Source organism: Gaoshiqia sediminis (assembly GCF_025907915.1).
GTDB classification, from domain to species: domain Bacteria; phylum Bacteroidota; class Bacteroidia; order Bacteroidales; family Prolixibacteraceae; genus Gaoshiqia; species Gaoshiqia sediminis.
This window is the reverse complement of sequence record NZ_JAPAAF010000022.1, coordinates 1-17,071: the sequence shown is the minus strand read 5'-3', so window position 1 is coordinate 17,071 and position 17,071 is coordinate 1. Positions and strand designations below refer to the sequence as shown.

At 47.6% G+C, this 17,071-nt stretch carries 12 protein-coding genes; 8 read left to right on the top strand and 4 right to left on the bottom strand.

The genetic code is table 11. From position 1 onward, the window contains the following. Nucleotide 1: 1 nt before the first annotated feature. Complete coding sequence (locus tag N2K84_RS13645; RefSeq protein WP_282592376.1) at nt 2–3,070, bottom strand: SusC/RagA family TonB-linked outer membrane protein; 3,069 nt, start codon at nt 3,068–3,070, stop codon at nt 2–4. Nucleotides 3,071–3,301: 231 nt separating this feature from the next. Then, complete coding sequence (locus N2K84_RS13640) at nt 3,302–6,205, bottom strand: triple tyrosine motif-containing protein (protein ID WP_282592375.1); 2,904 nt, start codon at nt 6,203–6,205, stop codon at nt 3,302–3,304. A gap of 95 nt (nt 6,206–6,300) precedes the next feature. Here N2K84_RS13640 and N2K84_RS13635 point away from each other — a divergent pair, with 95 nt between their 5' ends. After that, complete coding sequence (locus N2K84_RS13635; RefSeq protein ID WP_282592374.1) at nt 6,301–7,041, top strand: 5'-methylthioadenosine/adenosylhomocysteine nucleosidase; 741 nt, start codon at nt 6,301–6,303, stop codon at nt 7,039–7,041. Here the strand turns inward: N2K84_RS13635 and N2K84_RS13630 are convergent. Next, nucleotides 7,038–9,740 (bottom strand): carboxypeptidase regulatory-like domain-containing protein, encoded by a 2,703-nt coding sequence (locus N2K84_RS13630; protein WP_282592373.1) that lies wholly within the window; start codon nt 9,738–9,740, stop codon nt 7,038–7,040. The genes N2K84_RS13635 and N2K84_RS13630 overlap by 4 nt on opposite strands. A gap of 434 nt (nt 9,741–10,174) precedes the next feature. Here N2K84_RS13630 and N2K84_RS13625 point away from each other — a divergent pair, with 434 nt between their 5' ends. Together N2K84_RS13625 and N2K84_RS13620 are read left to right on the top strand one after the other, a co-directional pair. Next, on the top strand, nt 10,175–10,609 hold the full coding sequence (locus tag N2K84_RS13625; protein WP_282592372.1) for a hypothetical protein: 435 nt from the start codon (nt 10,175–10,177) through the stop codon (nt 10,607–10,609). Between the two features lie 125 nt (nt 10,610–10,734). Beyond that, nucleotides 10,735–11,346 (top strand): riboflavin synthase, encoded by a 612-nt coding sequence (locus N2K84_RS13620; protein ID WP_282592371.1) that lies wholly within the window; start codon nt 10,735–10,737, stop codon nt 11,344–11,346. A 47-nt stretch (nt 11,347–11,393) separates the two neighbouring features. Here the strand turns inward: N2K84_RS13620 and N2K84_RS13615 are convergent, their stop codons facing one another. After that, nucleotides 11,394–12,494 (bottom strand): universal stress protein, encoded by a 1,101-nt coding sequence (locus tag N2K84_RS13615; protein ID WP_282592370.1) that lies wholly within the window; start codon nt 12,492–12,494, stop codon nt 11,394–11,396. 259 nt (nt 12,495–12,753) lie between these two features. On the opposite strand from N2K84_RS13615, the gene N2K84_RS13610 reads away from it, so the two are divergent. The 5 genes from N2K84_RS13610 to N2K84_RS13590 all read left to right on the top strand — a co-directional run. Further along, nucleotides 12,754–13,482 carry an SDR family NAD(P)-dependent oxidoreductase gene (locus N2K84_RS13610; protein WP_282592369.1) on the top strand — a complete coding sequence of 243 codons (729 nt, stop codon included), beginning with the start codon at nt 12,754–12,756 and terminating at the stop codon, nt 13,480–13,482. 10 nt (nt 13,483–13,492) lie between these two features. Then, nucleotides 13,493–13,846 (top strand): dihydroneopterin aldolase, encoded by a 354-nt coding sequence (locus N2K84_RS13605; RefSeq protein ID WP_282592368.1) that lies wholly within the window; start codon nt 13,493–13,495, stop codon nt 13,844–13,846. A 24-nt stretch (nt 13,847–13,870) separates the two neighbouring features. After that, on the top strand, nt 13,871–14,254 hold the full coding sequence (gene folK / locus N2K84_RS13600) for a 2-amino-4-hydroxy-6-hydroxymethyldihydropteridine diphosphokinase (protein ID WP_282592367.1): 384 nt from the start codon (nt 13,871–13,873) through the stop codon (nt 14,252–14,254). 83 nt (nt 14,255–14,337) lie between these two features. Beyond that, nucleotides 14,338–15,720 (top strand): tryptophanase TnaA, encoded by a 1,383-nt coding sequence (gene tnaA, locus N2K84_RS13595; RefSeq protein WP_282592366.1) that lies wholly within the window; start codon nt 14,338–14,340, stop codon nt 15,718–15,720. Between the two features lie 207 nt (nt 15,721–15,927). Continuing rightward, nucleotides 15,928–17,071, top strand: a 1,144-nt coding sequence (locus N2K84_RS13590) for an IS1182 family transposase (RefSeq protein ID WP_282592365.1), incomplete at its 3' end; no start/stop codon positions are given.

The window sequence follows — 17,071 nt, the reverse complement described above, 5'->3', positions numbered from 1 at the left end:
CTTAAAATGTAATGTTAACTCCACCTAAAATGGTGCGTGCCTGCGGGTAGATGTTGTGGTCAATTCCGTTGCCAAACACGCCACCGCCGATTTCAGGGTCATAGCCTTTGTACTCGGTGAATGTCAACAAGTTCTCTGCGGACACAAAGAAACGCAGCTTGTTAATATTCAGCGAATTGAGCACCGTCTTCGGCAGACTGTAGCCCAGGGTGATATTCCGTAACCGGACGAAGCTGGCATCGTGTACAAAGAAGTCGCTCACGGTTTTCATGTTTTGATTATCGTCCACAAAAGTCACGCGCGGATAGTAGTTTGAAGTGCCGGGGCCTGTCCAACGGTTGAGCCAGTCGGCGCGGTAGTTGGTGCCGTTCATGTCGTAACGGCGGGTGGCATCATACACTTCCTGCCCCAGAGCGGCGTACACAAACATATTGAAGTCGAAGCCTTCATATTCCAGATTCAGGCTTAAACCACCGGTAAAGTCGGGATAGGGAGAACCCATTTCAACGCGGTCGGCATCGGTAATGGTGCCGTCCCCGTTTGCATCGATAAACTTGATATCGCCCGGTTTGGCATTGGGCTGAATTTTTCCGCCAGCAGTACTCACGTAAGCGTTAATCTCATCTACCGTTTGGAAGATGCCGTCGGTTTTTACGCCGTAGAACACGCCCATGGGAGTGCCCACTTCGGCAAAAAGAACCCCGGCTTGCCCAAAACCGCCGTCACCACCTTGCAGGCGTTTTTCGGCGTTCTGAATGTCGAGCACTTCATTTTTGTTGAAAGCGCCGTTGATGGAGCCACTGAAGTACAATTTACCGAATTGTTTTTTATAGCTGAAATCAGCTTCAAAACCGGAGTTACGCACCTCTCCGCCATTGATGGTTGGAGCTGAGTTGCCCACCAACATTGGTACAGGAGCAGTTACCAACCAGTCTTTGGTAGTCTTGACGTAATAATCGAGGGTTACCCGCAAGCTGCTTCCAAAGGTGGTCAAATCGATCCCAACGTTGGTTTGTTCCGACGTTTCCCATTTTAAGGAAGGGTTGGCAATCCGGGTGGGTTGCGTACCGTTGTACTGGGTCTTATCCACGCCAAAATAGTAGATGTTTTGGTTTCCAATAATGGAGGTGTAGCCAAAATCTCCGATTTCTTCATTTCCGTTTTGTCCCCAGCTGGCACGGATCTTCAGCAAATCAAAGGTGTTGGACAGACTGCTCATAAAATTTTCGCGCGAAATAACCCAGCCGGCAGCTACCGAAGGGAAATAACCATATTTGTTTTCGGAACCAAAGCGGGAAGAACCATCGCGACGGAGCGTTGCCGTTAACATGTAGCGGTCTTTCAGGTCGTAGTTGATACGGCCAAAGATAGAGGCCACAGTATGTTCCGAGAATCCGCCGCCTGCGTTGGCGCTTTCCGGATCCGTAGCGTTGTCGATATACGCGTGTTCGAAATCATCGAAAATCACATCCGATTTCTCCCCGGAAAGGTTTTCCCAGAGGTTTTTCAGAGCAGTTGTACCAGCCATGACGGTGAAATGGTGCTCATCGATGGTTTTATCGTAGGTCAGCACATTTTCGAAGTTCCAGTTGGTATATTGATTGACGGATTTGGAAGCCCGGTCGGTAATGGTAAAGTGCATGGCATCCAGATAATAGAAGGGGGTATAGTTGCGGTTAGTCACGTAAGCCATCTCGCCGCTGAAGGTCGATTTAAAGGTCAACCCTTTTAGAGAAGGATCGATTTTGCCGAAATCGACTTCAGCAAAAAGCCCGCCCACCAGCTTACTGGTCCGCGTTTGCGAATTGAGGTTGCTTAACAAGGCCACCGGGTTGGTGATTTCCTGTAACCCTATTCCAAATTGCTCGGGAGTAGCCCATGAGCCGTCTTCGTTGGTCACCGGCACAATGGGGGGCATGTTTACCGCTTGCGAGAGGCCCGTCCCAAAATGGGTATTGGTTTCAATGCCTTTATTGGTGATGTATGCCATGTTCAGATTCGACCCAACTTTCAGGAAGCCAAATTCGCCTACTGTATTCAGACGGTAGCCGAATTTTTCGAACTGCGATTTCCCTTTGGCCACAATCCCATCCTGTTGAAAATAGTTGATGGATGATGAATAGCTGATTTTATCACTCCCGCCATTCAACGAGATGGCATGATTCTGCTTGGGAGCGTCGTAGTTGAACATTTCATCCTGCCAATCGGTAGTCGTTTTGTAATTGGCCATGTCGGCTGCGGAGAATTTGGGACCTTGTCCGCCGTTGATAGCGGCTTCATTGGTCAGCATCATATACTCCTGGCTATTCAGCAAGCGAAGTTTTCGCCAGGGATTTTGCACGCCGTAATAACCATCATACGAAATCTCCATTTTCGTGTCTTTCCGGCCACTTTTTGTGGTAATCAGAATAACACCGTTGGCGCCTCGGGCCCCGTAAATAGCGCTCGAAGCGGCGTCTTTCAATACTTCAATGGATTCAACATCGTTGGAGTTCAGGAAGTCGATACCGGCCCCGCTCATCGGTAAGCCGTCCACAATGTATAACGGCTCGGCATTTCCGTTGGTCCCGATACCGCGGATACGGATGGAAACCTGATCGCCGGGTTGCCCGGAATTGTTGGAGATGACCACACCGGCTGTTTTTCCCTGCAAGGCTTGAGTCACCCGCATGTCCGAAGTTTTTGTCAGCTCCTCACCACCCACTTTACTGATGGCGCCGGTCACCAAACTTTTCTTTTGGGTACCATAGCCCACCACTACGACTTCGTCCACATCAAATGCTTCACTCTCCAGGATCACATTTAAGGTAGTTTGTCCGTTCACTTTCACCAACTGCTTCTTCATTCCAATGTAGGAAATCTCCAGCGTAGCATCGGCGGGCACTTTTAAGGTGTAAAGACCATCAAAATTGGTAATTGTACCGGTAGTAGTTCCTTGAATAACTACCGAAACCCCCGGTAGAGGCTGTCCGTCTTCTTTGGAACTTACAATCCCGGAAACAGATATTTCCTGGGCGTAAAGGCTGATGCCAAAGAATGAACAAAACAAGAATAATAGCAATCTTTTCATAATTTTTAACGTTTTTTAGATCTTGTTAAAGTTTAATCCGAGACCAAAAATCAGGCATACATATTAAACCAACAAGAAAAGCAATACGTCATTAATACTACAATAGAACTAAAAAGACTACTACAATACTACTACATCTCACAATACTAAAAACTGATATACAGATCTATATGTGATTTCTAATTTTAACTTTGGATACATCAAAAACTGTTATGCTGTACAACAGACCACTTAAATATTGGAAATAAAGGTGCTCAAATTGGCATCGCGGTCCATGGCAAGCTTTTTCCGTAAACGATAACGGGAAATTTCGACCCCCCGTTGGGAGATGTTTAACAGGGCGGCAATTTCTTTGGATGAGATATTCATTTTAATGTAGGCACACAGTTTTTGTTCGCGTGGTGTCAGGCTTGGATACTTTTCGGCCAACCTTTTAAAAAATTCCTCGTGTACCTCATCAAAGTAAGTTTCAAAAAGCTCTTTCTGGCGTTTGTCGTCAAATTCCCTATCAATCCGGTTAATAATCAACGTGATCTTGGATTTGACGGAGCTATCATTGGTTTGCTCCTGAAGCCCTTTTAATTCAGACTTCAATTTTCCAAAAAATTTATTCTTCTGGACGATATTCATCGTTTGGTTGGCCAGCTCTTTATCCAGGTGGATCATCTTACCGTGAAGTTGTTCATTCCTCAGTTTAATGATCTCCTTCTCGGAGATCAGCGCCTCACGCTGGTATTGCTGCACTTTCCGGCGATACTCCTGCAAGTGTTTTAACCGCTCTCTCCGGCGCGAAATATGCATACGAAGCAAGATGAACCAAACCAGAAAGCCAATAAAACACACCGTCAACAACGAATAAGCGATATACGCCAGGGTTGACCGGAACCAGGGAGGACGAATATAAAATGAAAAGGAGGCTACATTGCTTTCGGACGAGAAAGGACCGATGGCCCTCACCCGAAACGTATAAAAACCTTCGCGCAGGTTCATAAACTCACAGCCCGACTCATCGGACCAGGCTGACCAGCCCGAGCTGTAATTTTCAAGCAAATAACTGTACCTGATCTTCCTGATGTTCTTATAATCCGGACTGGAATAGGTAAACTTCAGGTTGTTGCCCTTATATTCATAGGTAGGAAGGGCTTCCTCCATTCCTGTTGGCAGCGAGGTTGGATACAGCACCCCGCCATCATTCAGATTGACGACTTCTCGAATATAAGTTCTGAACGAAGTGTCCGACAACGACTGATAAGCCGGAGAATAATGCGCCAGGCCATCTTCCAGTGCAATAAAAGTGTTTTGGCGGTCCACCACATGAATATGCTGAAAGCCGGCAATTATCCGTCCGGCCAACTTTTCAAACGGCGCCATCATTTTTGTGTAGGTGCCATCTTCCTGAAACCGAAGCACTCCGGGCACTCCGCCGGCCGTAAACCAAATATCGAAATACTGGTCTTCGCGGATGTAATCAATTTCGGGCTGTTGGCCGAAAATATTGTTGTAATACGCCGATCGTTCAAACCGGGCTGTATTTTCATTGAACTCATAAATGCCATCCGGACTGGTAAAAAGAATGTTTTCCCCAATTGTCATCAAATTGATAAAAATATCAGATGGCAAGCCGTTTTTTGAATTGAAATAATCATAGCTGGTCACGCTGTCCAGGCTTTGGTTCAGGTTGATCCTGAAAACCCCTTTAAAACCATGGCTCATCCATATTTGGCCGTTCCGATCCTGTGCCATCAGTTTAGACGACTCGCTGAAACCCTTTACCGGGGCAACCAGTTCCCAGGAGTTGCCGGCCCTGTTTTTCCGGAACAGGGTTAACCCGCTGTAGTTCCCGCCAATCAAGCAGTTCGGATTCTGATTGGGCTCGATGAAGGTCCACGCACCTTTTTCTTCCGAAATCTGGTAGGCTGTTTCTCCTTCAATCACAAACGCTCCGTTATCGTGCCCGCACAGCATCACCCCCTGATGAACACCCAGGTACCAAATCTGCCCGACGGTTTTGGGGATCAGACGGAATCCTTCGTCCTGAATGCTCACCTGCTCGGGCCAGTCCTTCACAAACAATCCGTTATTGGTTCCAACGTACAATTTGCCGTTGTACACCAGCGACGAATACGCCGCCCCAAGCCCTTCCGGATGATACATATACGTAAAGGGCGAACTCACATCCATGAAATCGATTCCGTTGTCGAGGCCCAGCCACAGGTTATCATCGGCATCGGCGCCAATGCTTAGGATGGTATTGTTTTGTAATCCTTTCTTTTTATTGACATGCTGGATGATTTTCCCGTTTTCATCGGTAATAATCAATCCGTTCTGAACAGTCCCGAATGCATAGGCGCCTTTGAATTTCCGCGCGGAAAAGATTTCGTTCTCCTTCAGAAACTCGTTCGCCTCACCTTGCCAGGGTATAAGCTCCTGTCCATTATAGGTATAAACGCCATCGTTGTCGGTAGCAATCAGCACGTGGAGTCCGCTTACGGGCAATACCGCCCAAACCTCCCTTCCTTTAAGACCTTCCAAACCTCTGGGTTGATAAAACCGCCCCTGGCTGTATTCTTTCATGCCCTCCACTTCATCCTGAACCCATAAGCGGTCGTTCACATAAAATGAAAAACGCAGTTTGTTTTTCAGCGGCACTTGGTAAATGCGGTTATTCTGGTAAATAAAGAGATGCGTATAAGATTGAAAGACCACACCAAATCCGGTTAAGTGTATGCGCCAAATTTCCTCGAAATTGCGTTCCTCGGGAGCTACCAGCTCCAACAGTGAATGATACTGCAATCTGCCGGTGCTGTCGGGTTCCATATACCCGAAGTCGTTTTGCTGACCTACATAAATCCGGTCATTTTCATCAACTTTTACCGAACGGATGATGGAACGGTTAGGTAAGCTGTAGAGCTGCCAGTGAGCGCCGTCAAACTCCAGCAGCCCGTCATTGTTGGCAAAATACATGAAATTTTTGCTGTTTCGCTCTATTTGCCAGCTTTGGGCGCTGGCGTGGTATTCGCCCTTCGGAAAGTTGTGAATGGCAGGAATGCCAATATCTTTCAGCTGACCAAACGAACCCAGCTGAAAGAGCAGAAAAAAAGCCAGCAGAATATTTTTACTCAACTTGACGCGCATCTTCCAAAGATAGGCAAATTCATACTTTTTGCATCAGGCGTCGTTCAAAATCCAGGCAGTGCACTATTTTTGCCCTGAAATTAATTTCTCATTTTATGAAAACCGGATTGATTGGGGCCATGCGCGAAGAAATCCTGCTGCTAAAGCACGATATTGAAAACATGAAAATTGACCAGCTTGGTTCGCGCGAATTTTACAGCGGGACCATTGGCGGGAAAGAAGTGGTCATGTGCCTGTCGGGCTGGGGAAAGGTCGCCGCAGCCTCAACGGCAACCAGCCTGATCAATCTATACGGTGTTGACCAGCTCGTATTTATCGGCCTGGCCGGCTCCATGCAGCCCCATCTGCACATTGGCGACATTGTGGTGGCCGATCGCCTCATTCAGCACGATGTGGACCTTTCGCTGCTGGATGGCTTTCAGGATGTGGATCCCCCGTTTTGGAAATCGTTCCATTTCGAGGTTTTGCCCGATGCCGGCAAACGGGCGCTGGACGCCGTGAAGCAATTCACCGTCAACCTGAAAGAAAAAAAGTACCCCGGCATCAGCAACACGTACCAGCCCCAAATTTACACCGGCGCCATTGGCACCGGCGATCAGTTTGTGGCCTCGCCCGAAGGTAAAACCCGCATCAGCGAACGCTTCCCCGAAGTATTGTGCACCGAAATGGAAGGCGCCGCCATTGCCCAGGTAGCTGCCGATTATCAGTTGCCCTGCTCGGTCATCCGCATCATTTCCGATAAAGCCGATGAAAATGCCCACCAGGCTTTTGCCAAATTCCTGTTTGAAAATATCAGCCGCATCTCGGTGGAGATTGCCCGCCTGATGTTCGTTTAAAATGAAAAGGTGAGTCCCAGCCGCCAGGTTTGTCCTTTTCCGAAGTAAACCTGGTTGTTCAGAAATTGCTCTTCGTTACTGTAGTTGGTAAAAATTTGGTCGATAAATTCGTTGTTCAACAGGTTTTGAACATCAACTGAAAAATGCACGGTACGCTGCTTTTTTAACTCTCTGAAGAAGCTTGCTCCGGCTCCAATCCGGTCGTACCACTCCAGCTTTAGCTGTTCGGGCAAATTGACGCCGGGCTCATCAAAATCGTGCAGTAACAGCGGAGCATACCGGTTCAAAGCCCTGTAATAATTCACATTTACAAGGAAACCCTTCGCCAGGCGCATTTCATTTTTCACATAAAAACTGAGCTGGGGCGCATTGGGCACAAAATAACCCGAAACGGGCATGTCCCGTTCGCCGGTCATCTCCTGGCTGGAGCTGTAGATTCTTGCTTTGGCATCCGACTGGTACGTCCACTTTCCCCACGAGGCGTTGGCCGTCAGGCTAAACCGGCGGAGATAGGCTGCCTGGCTGCTCAGTTCGGCGCCGTAATGCAGTTGGTCTGCATCGTAGATCCAGGCGAACTGTTCATCATCATTCAGAAAAGATTGTTGCAACCAGCCTTGGTCTTGCAGGTACATAACATACGTTCCTGCCGACAAGTACACTTTGCCTCCGGAAATGACCCATGCCAACCCGGAATGATACAGGTTTCCCGGATCCGCATCGCGGTTTTTCCAGTTGTTGCCGGCCGGAAATACCGATACAAAGGAAGGAGGACTGGCCATACCGCCAAGGTTTAGCCGCAGGGAATGGTGCTCATTCAACCGGTAAGTCAGGCCGGAAACCAAACGGTAGCCCAGGTAATTGGACTTACCGGAAGACTGCCGGCTGTCGCCATCAGGATAAGAAAAGTAATCATGCCGCTGAAACGTATGCAGGGAAACGGCCCCTTCGAGATACCAAAAGGCCCGGTTGCCAACTGTTTGGATTTTTCCCGACATCCCCGATTGACGGATCGCAGCCTCATAGTCGAATGAAACTTTGTCTGCATCCCTCAACTTGGGGAAGAAGCCTGCCTGAAGCCAATTTTGGGTAGCCACACCTTCCGGAAAATTGACATTGCCGAGCGTGCGAAAACCATCCGCGCCCCACGAATCCATGACCACGCCAAAATGTTTCCCCCGGTGATACATAGCGTCGAAACCGGCAAAAAATCGTGTCCGCTTGTCGAAATCATGAATTAGTTGCGTTTGCCAGCCCACCCGGTTCGACTGCGTTGCCCTCCCTAACAGCGACAGTCCGTCCTGCTCCGAATTAATAAACTGCCCGCCTTCATCACTTACACGCTGGTCGCCAAGCTCAGGAACAGCTTCACCCGAGTTCCAGGAGTAAATGAAATCGAACGGCACCAGGGCACGCTCATCCCGTGGCAAACCCAAAGCCGACAACCCATTTACTGATCCGGCGGGAAAACTTTCTACCGAGTTCTCCAATTCGCCGTAGAGTTGTGTAACCAGCCGCGTGTTTACCCGCATGTGCCAGTGATGCGTGAGCATGGCCAGCGGGTTTACCCCAAACGATTGGTCCCAGCTCACCGGTTCATCATTCCGGAATCCCCAGGCATTATTGTATTCAAAACCTTGTTGTCCGTACACCGAAACCAGGTCGGGCTGGTTGCGTTGATCAGCTTGCCAACTTTTCGCGGCGACCGTAAAAAACAAGCTGTGCATATGGTTTATTTCGCTGATCAGGTTGAAATACAATCCGTAGGACTCATAGCCGCTTTGGTCGGCAAAGCCATCCCCCGCGGTCCGGTCGATTTTCAGCACAGCCGCCAGCTTATTTTTTCCTTTACCGGTGTGAAGGGTGCCCGATGTTTTCAGGTAGTTGCCCTGTCCGTAGTTACCAGAAACCGACACCCCAAACCGATTGTTGGGCATCAGCGGGAGCAGGTTGATCAGTCCGCCATAGCCCAACTGGCTTTGCTTGCCCGATGCCGGCCCAACCGTAAATTGAAGTTCACCGGCCCAGTCAGACAAACCCGTATAAAGCGGGCTGTTCATGGCTCCGGTTTCGGGATTGTTCAACCGGATACCGTTAAAAACGACACTGGTCTGTCCGGGGCCGAACCCCCGAAAGCCCAGTTCGGATTGGCCATAACCACCTCCATTTTCCTGCAGGCAGGCAGATGGCTCAACCATCAGCAGTTCGTTGAAATCAGAAGAGCCGGATTGATCCATTAGCGCCGAGAGCCGGATATTTTTCGTTTCCAGCGGGTGCTGATCCACATTTACAAAAGCCGCTATATTGCGCTGTTCCGGGCGGCCAAAAGCCTTGGGCGCCAACCGTACCGCACCCATCGGGGTAAGGATGCCATCGAAAAGTGACACATTGTAGTACTCGCTGTAAATTCCCGGATGAATGGCTTCAACCTGGTAAAACCCGGCAGGCAGTCGTAGTGTGAAGTTCCCGTTCCGGTCGGTCACCGTGTTCACCCCGGTCCCGCGCACCTGTACGATGGCCTTCTCCAGGGGCTCAGCAAACTCTTCGTCCGTAACTTGTCCGGTCACTAAGGCCTGAGCCGAAGCATCAACCCACACACCGGTTATCAGCAGGAGGGCACCCCAAATCATTTTGACAAACAGTCCAGGATGTAGTTTTGCCTTTGGCCGGACAGGCATTTTCAGATCAATTCTTCCCTTCATTTCCCGATAATTAACAAGTTACCTAATGAACGCAAAATGTATCATAAGAAGTATAAGAACAACAAAGATAAGCTGATTTTGCTTTTTCGAATTGCAGTGTTTTTTGGCACGATAGTTGCTTAAATCAAAATAACAATCTGCCCCAAAGCCAAGAACAGAAAACAGAATTTTACGCAGATGTTTTTTCATACAAGAGAGAAAAGGTAAAAAGCAGCCGGGACGCCGGTTGCTTTTTTTGCACCCAGACGTTTGTACTCTTCCTTCAACCATTCCCCATTTACCGCCAGAAAACCATTACCCTTCCCATTTTTAAATTTGGACCAATTATTCCCCCTAAAAAGAACACTTGAACAGGTTTTTCCCGTATAATTTTTAGTAGATCAATCTCCCTTTTAGGAATTTGTTAGCGTTTCAACCTTAAAAAAGTGAACATTATGGAAAAAGAAATGGGCGTTTGGCTGGATAGCGAAAAGGCTTTTTTGATTTCATTCAATGATGGAGGGGAATCAATTCAAAAAATTGAATCAGAAGTGGAACACCGGGTGCGTTTCCCGGGTGAAAAGAAAGAATTCCACCGCTTGGGAGGCATCGTAGCCAACACAGACAAAGTTCAAACAGAACGAAAAAAACATCAATTGTCCGAATATTTCAACCGCGTCATTCATGACATTAAGGATGCGGATAAAATATTTCTGTTTGGCCCGTCGGTAACCAAAGAATGGCTGGAAAAAGAGATCAAAAAAGACCATCAGTTGAGCAGCAAATTAATCGGGATTGAAAATGCGGATGTGATTACGGAAAGGCAAATGATTGCCCGGACTAAAGAATTTTTCCACGAATACGAACTGGCGCGGAGAAAGAAGAAATAGAAATACGTTGAATAAGGGGCATGTGAAAGCGGGGCGAAGGCACAAAAAACATCCGGCCCGCTTTTTCGCGTTTTTCGGATTAACCGGAAATCGGTAACTTCGCAGCAAATTAAAAATCAAGCAACATGTTTTCAGGAATTGTTGAAGAATACGGCGTGGTGAAAGCCATCGAACGCGAACAGGAGAATTACCATTTCACCCTGACCTGTTCGTTTGTGGATGAACTAAAAATCGACCAAAGCTTGTCACACAACGGGGTATGCCTCACGGTGGTAAAGATTGACAAAGAGGCCAAAACCTACACGGTAACGGCCATTAAGGAAACCATCCTAAAAACCAACCTGGGCTTTTGGGAAGTTGGCTCGAAGGTAAACCTGGAACGCAGCATGATGATGAACGGACGGTTGGACGGGCACATTGTACAGGGGCATGTGGACCAAACAGCTGTGTGTGCCAAAGTGGAAGAAGCCGAGGGCAGCTGGTACTTCACCTTCGAATATGAGTTTGATATTGCTAAAGCCCGACAAGGCTACATGACGGTCGAAAAAGGTTCGGTTACCGTAAACGGTGTAAGTCTGACGGTGGTCAACTCCAAAGACAACTCGTTCCAGGTGGCCATTATTCCTTACACCTATCAGGAAACAAATTTTCACACGTTTCAGGTAGGGACGGTTGTCAACCTCGAATTTGACATTATCGGAAAATATCTCAGCAAATTAGCCACCTATAACGCATAAAAAACCGGGCCGTCGCCCGGTTTTTTCCATACCTATTGTTCTGATTGCTACGAGTGAAAAACCAGAAACGGTGTTTTCACATGAAATACCATTTTACGGGCTATGCTCGGGTTAAATATCCGCGTAATCATGTTCCGTTTGTGCGTGGTCAACGAAAGAATATCAATACTGTTTTGCTCGATGTACTTTTCCAGTTCAGCCAGAATGTCATTTCCATGTACAATAACACATTCAATCTGGGCATCGGTATAGTTCTTCTTCAGCAGGTTCCCCATACTTTCCAGTTTGGCCTCGTCCCACTCTTTATCGTCGGTAGCGCCAATGTGCAGGCAATATAATTTGGCATCGAACGGCTTCAGCAAGCCCAGCAATTTATCGATCGACTGAAAGTCTTTGTCATCGAAGTTAGTGGCATACACTACTTTTTTCATCGAAGCCAGATTCAGCAACGGTGCTTTCTCCGGAATGACCAGTACCGGTACATTCGATTTGTAAATCACTCCTGCAGTTGTGCTGCCCATGATATCAGGGGTATCTTCATCCGGGCCTTTAATGCCCATCACAATCAGCCGGGGCGGGTGCTGATCCGCATAAAACAGGATATCATCTTCGGGGTAGCCCATCTTAATAATGTGCTCCGACTTGATGGCTTTCCAGTTGTTCGGCCCGATATAATCGGTCAGTTTTCCGAGGAAAGTGGAAAAACGTGGATTGGCCAGCTCTTCCTGCTCTTTTAAGTGTTCGTACAGGCCCGAGTTGAAGGCAACCACATCGGAATAAGGCATGGAAAAAAAGTCGGGTTGCGGAATGACGTGGTAAAACAGCAATTTCGATTTTAACTTTTGAGCGATTTCAAAAGCCATCAAAGCCGCTTTAAAGGAATAGTTGGAAAAATCAACCGGCACCAAAACCGTATTCTCGGATTTTTGCTTTTCCTTGGTCACCTTTCCCAGCATCTGATCCAAAATAGGATAGGCTTTTTTCACATCTTTTTCATAAATGCGCACCTTTACGCCGGTAGCCACAGCTCCCTGAATGAGGTTGACATTTTCGAGGGTGCATTCGATGCCTTCAGCCTCCAAAAGGGAACGCAGGATCTCTGCTTTTGAATAAGGCAACAAGGCAATGGTAATCAATTTTTCTTCCATGACTTTTTGCTTTTGATGAACGTTTCTCTATTCATTATTTCGAAAATGATAAGAATTTAGTTTCAGGGAAGAGCGATTTTCTTATGTGAAATGTTTTTTAAGTTACTTTGCCCGCGTATTTTGAACCGATTGGGAAATTAGCCGTTTATGAGAAAGAAGAAATCATTCAAAAATGGTTATCTTCTGGGAGTAGAAAAAAGACCGGCAAATCGGGATATTTGCGAACATCAGGAAATAAAAACAATCCTATTTTTGAACCATGAAAAAAACGGCATTGATAACAGGTTCGGCCAAACGGGTAGGCCGCGAGATGGCAGAACACCTGGCAGCCCAGGGATGGTGCCTGGCCCTGCACTACAACAATTCGGGCAAAGCAGCCGGAAAACTGCAACACGATTTGCGAAGTCATTTTCCCGATCAGGAGTTTGTGTTGTTCCAGTCGAACCTGCAAAACCCCTTCGCAGTGGAAAGCCTTATTCCTGAGGTGGTGCGCGTGTTCGGGCAACTCGACCTGCTAATCAACAATGCCTCGGTATTCGAAGCTTCGCACATCCGCGAAACACATTTCGACCTACTCGACCGGGAGATGATGATCAACTACCGGGCGCCGTTTCTACTGATGCGCGATTTTGCCCGCCTGGTTGGCGAAGGAGTCATCATCAACATGGTGGACACCCGAATCACCAGCAGCAAATCGGACCATGCCGCCTACAGCCTGTCGAAAAAAGCACTTTGGGAACTCACCAAAATGGGCGCCCTCGAATTTGCCCCGGAGATCCGGGTCAACGCCATTGCCCCCGGAGTTACCCTGCCACCCGAAGACCGTGATGAAAGCTATTTGTGGAACCTGGCCAAAAAAATCCCTATGAAAAAGCCCGGCGGCGTTGGCCCCATCCTGAAAAGCCTGGATTATATCCTGGAGAACGACCATCTTACCGGACAGCTTTTATTTTGCGATGGCGGCGAAAACCTGGGCATAACCCTCTAATCAACAAGAAATGGCTAAAATTCGTGTAAAAAACCTGTTATTGCGCACCTACATCGGTTTTAATCCCGAAGAACTGATCAACAAGCAGGACGTGATCATTAACCTTGAAATTGAGGCGATTATTCCCGAAGAAGCACTACTGGCAGACGAGCCGGACGGAATATACAACTATAAAACCATCACCAAAAAAATCATTGCCTATGTGCAGGAAGGTCATTTCAAACTGCTCGAAGTACTCACCCAAAACCTGCTGAATATGATTATGGAGGATGAACGGGTGGTTTGGGCCAAGGTAGAAGTGGACAAGCCCCACGCCCTGCGCTTTGCCGAGTCGGTTTCGTTTGAGATGGAGGCTCACCGATAAGACGGCGCCATGAACGCTAAACCGATGAACACCTGCATAATCGGCATTGGGTCGAACATAGATCCCGAAATCAACATTGCCCGTTTGCTGGATATCCTGAAGACAGAATCCAGCCTGCTGAAAGTTTCCTCGCTGGTAACAACCAAGCCCATCGGAATCACCAACCAACCCGACTTTGTCAATGGCGCAGCTAAGCTGGAGACCGAATTCTCGATGGACGAATTCCGCCAATACCTGAAAAAGCTGGAAGATCGTCTGGGGCGCGACCGCAGCCAGCCCAAATTCGGCCCCCGAACCATTGATCTGGATATTGTCGTTTGGAATGGCCAAATCATTGACGAAGATTACCACACGCGCGACTTTCTGCGTGCCGCTGTTGCCGAACTGGGCTTCGCCTCCACCGATTAAAGACCTTTCCTTTAACACGTCCACCCGCGTTGAAACCTGACATTCCTAAGTATTTTCGCCTGTTTCATGCTGTATATTTGGGCATGAATTTACCTTTTGCAGAAAACTACCGGATAAAAATGGTAGAACCCATCTACCGAAGTACGCGCGAAGAACGTGAACGATGGATTGCCGAAGCCGGCTACAATGTATTCAACTTGCGCAGCGATCAGGTTTACATCGATCTGCTGACCGACAGCGGCACCGGCGCCATGAGCGACCAACAATGGGCCGCGCTGATGACCGGCGACGAAAGTTACGCCGGGTCATCCTCCTATTATTATCTGAAAGAAAAGGTGACGGAACTTTTCGGCTTCGATTATTTTTTGCCGGTCCACCAGGGGCGTGCAGCCGAGAATGTGCTGTTTTCGGTCTTGCTGAAAGAGGGCGATGTGGTTCCCGGCAATGCGCATTTCGACACCACCAAAGGGCACATCGAGTTCCGCAAGGCACAAGCTATCGACTGCACTATTGACGAAGCTTCCGACACCGAAAGCCAACATCCGTTCAAAGGGAATATCGACCTCAACAAGTTGCGGAACGTGCTGGAAACGTATCCAAACGAGCAAGTGCCGCTGATCATCGTAACCGTGACCTGCAACAGTGTTGGTGGGCAACCGGTTTCGATGGAAAACCTGCGCCAGGTAAAACAATTGGCCAGCCATTACGATGTCCCGGTTGTATTTGATTCGGCACGCTTTGCCGAAAATGCCTGGTTCATCCAGCAACGCGAACATGGCTACGAACACAAAACTATCCGCGAAATTGTGCGAGAAATGTACACCCATGCCGACGGCATGACCATGAGCAGCAAAAAGGACGGACTAGTAAACATTGGCGGCTTCCTGGCTATGCGAAGCAGCAGTTGGTTCGAAAAGGCTACCATGTTCAACATCCTGTACGAAGGGTTCATCACCTATGGCGGCATGGCTGGCCGCGACATGAATGCCCTGGCCGTGGGGCTGGAAGAAGTAACCGACCGCGACTACCTGGAATCGCGTATCCGGCAGGTACATTACCTGGGCAACAAACTGACCGAAGCCGGAATCCCGGTACAGCAGCCATTGGGCGGACATGCTGTTTTTGTGGATGCAGGCCGGTTTCTGCCCCATGTGCCCAAAGAAGAGTTTGTAGCCCAGATGCTAACCGTTGAATTGTACCTGGAAGCTGGCGTGCGCGGTGTGGAAGTTGGAGCCCTGCTGGCCGACCGCGATCCAATAACCCGGGAGAACCGGTACCCTGCTGTGGAGTTTTTGCGGCTGGCCCTGCCACGCCGTACCTACACCAACAATCACCTGGATGTGGTGGTTGCCGCGCTGAAAAACATCTACGAACGGCGCACTGAAATTAAACATGGTTTTGAGATTGTACACGAAGCCCCGGTGATGCGGCACTTTACCATGCGGCTGAAACCAATCGGGGAGTAAACCAACACATAAGGCAAAAGGCAAGGTAGCGCATATTGGTCACGACCTGTCGTGACCTTACAAGGCTTTCCCGGCTCGCGACGGTTCGGTTTTTCAGATGTTGTATAGGAGGGTGTCCAAAAAGTTTTTGGGCACTCTTTTTTTTGTTCCAAATTTTATGTTTTCTGTAATTATTGCTATATTTAAAGCATTGAACGACAGAGCAATATGGCAAATATAACATTCAAATCATACGATCAGGGACAAGGGGTTTTATTCCCTCAAAGTATTGATAGTATGATAGCAGAAGATAGTCCGGTAAGGTTGATTAACCAGATCGTTAATGAACTGGATTTATCAGGTATCGATTTCGGATATAAAGGAGGGGGATGTAGCGGATACCATCCCCGAATGCTTTTAAAAGTGCTGTTTTACGCTTATTTGAACAATGTTTATTCCTGTCGTAAAATAGCAACGCAGTTGGAACGAGACATTCATTTTATCTGGCTATCAGCCAATCAACGCCCCAATTTTCGTACGGTTAACAATTTTCGTTCACACCGGTTAAAAGACAATATCCACAAGTTATTTGTACAAGTAGTTTATATGCTTGCAGATATGGGTTATATTACCCTTAAAGAGATCTATATTGATGGTACAAAAATAGAAAGCAAAGCCAACCGTTACACGTTTGTGTGGCGTAAACCGGTAGAGAAAAACAGGGAAAAACTGGAATCAAAAATCAGGGGGATACTTTCACAAATAGACGAAGGGATCTCCCAGGACAATCAGCCGGATAATGAGCCGCCAACTCCCATTAACAGCAAAGAACTGAGAGAACGTATTAATGCCATAAACAGGGAGAATAAGAGCAGAGAGGAATTGAAACAAATCAAATCCCTTGAAGAAAAACACCTTCCAAAGTTAGAAGAATACGAAGATAAACTTGAAAAGCTTGGCACCCGAAACAGTTACAGCAAAACCGATGAAGATGCTACTTTTATGCGGATGAAAGAAGACCACATGAGAAATGGCCAGCTCAAACCTGCCTACAACCAACAAATAGGGACTGAAAACCAATTTATTACCCATTACGATTTCTTCCCTAATCCAACAGATACGCTTACACTCATGCCTTTCTTAGAAGGTTTTGAAGAAAATTATGAAGAACTTCCGGATAAAGTCTGCGCCGATTCAGGTTATGGAAGTGAAGAAAATTATAAATACATGGAAGATAATGGCATAGAAGCCTACGTAAAATACAGTTACTTCCATACAGAACAGAAACGCTCGTTTAAAAACAACCCATTCATACAAGAAAACCTGTATTACAATGCAGAACAAGATTATTTTGTATGCCCGATGGGACAGC

Bases quoted from the DNA above. Each gene is read 5' to 3' on its own strand.
- N2K84_RS13645 (WP_282592376.1), bottom strand. From the start codon at position 3,070: ATGAAAAGATTGCTATTATTCTTGTTTTGTTCATTCTTTGGCATCAGC.
- N2K84_RS13640 (WP_282592375.1), bottom strand. From the start codon at position 6,205: ATGCGCGTCAAGTTGAGTAAAAATATTCTGCTGGCTTTTTTTCTGCTC.
- N2K84_RS13635 (WP_282592374.1), top strand. From the start codon at position 6,301: ATGAAAACCGGATTGATTGGGGCCATGCGCGAAGAAATCCTGCTGCTA.
- N2K84_RS13630 (WP_282592373.1), bottom strand. From the start codon at position 9,740: ATGAAGGGAAGAATTGATCTGAAAATGCCTGTCCGGCCAAAGGCAAAA.
- N2K84_RS13625 (WP_282592372.1), top strand. From the start codon at position 10,175: ATGGAAAAAGAAATGGGCGTTTGGCTGGATAGCGAAAAGGCTTTTTTG.
- N2K84_RS13620 (WP_282592371.1), top strand. From the start codon at position 10,735: ATGTTTTCAGGAATTGTTGAAGAATACGGCGTGGTGAAAGCCATCGAA.
- N2K84_RS13615 (WP_282592370.1), bottom strand. From the start codon at position 12,494: ATGGAAGAAAAATTGATTACCATTGCCTTGTTGCCTTATTCAAAAGCA.
- N2K84_RS13610 (WP_282592369.1), top strand. From the start codon at position 12,754: ATGAAAAAAACGGCATTGATAACAGGTTCGGCCAAACGGGTAGGCCGC.
- N2K84_RS13605 (WP_282592368.1), top strand. From the start codon at position 13,493: ATGGCTAAAATTCGTGTAAAAAACCTGTTATTGCGCACCTACATCGGT.
- folK (WP_282592367.1), top strand. From the start codon at position 13,871: ATGAACACCTGCATAATCGGCATTGGGTCGAACATAGATCCCGAAATC.
- tnaA (WP_282592366.1), top strand. From the start codon at position 14,338: ATGAATTTACCTTTTGCAGAAAACTACCGGATAAAAATGGTAGAACCC.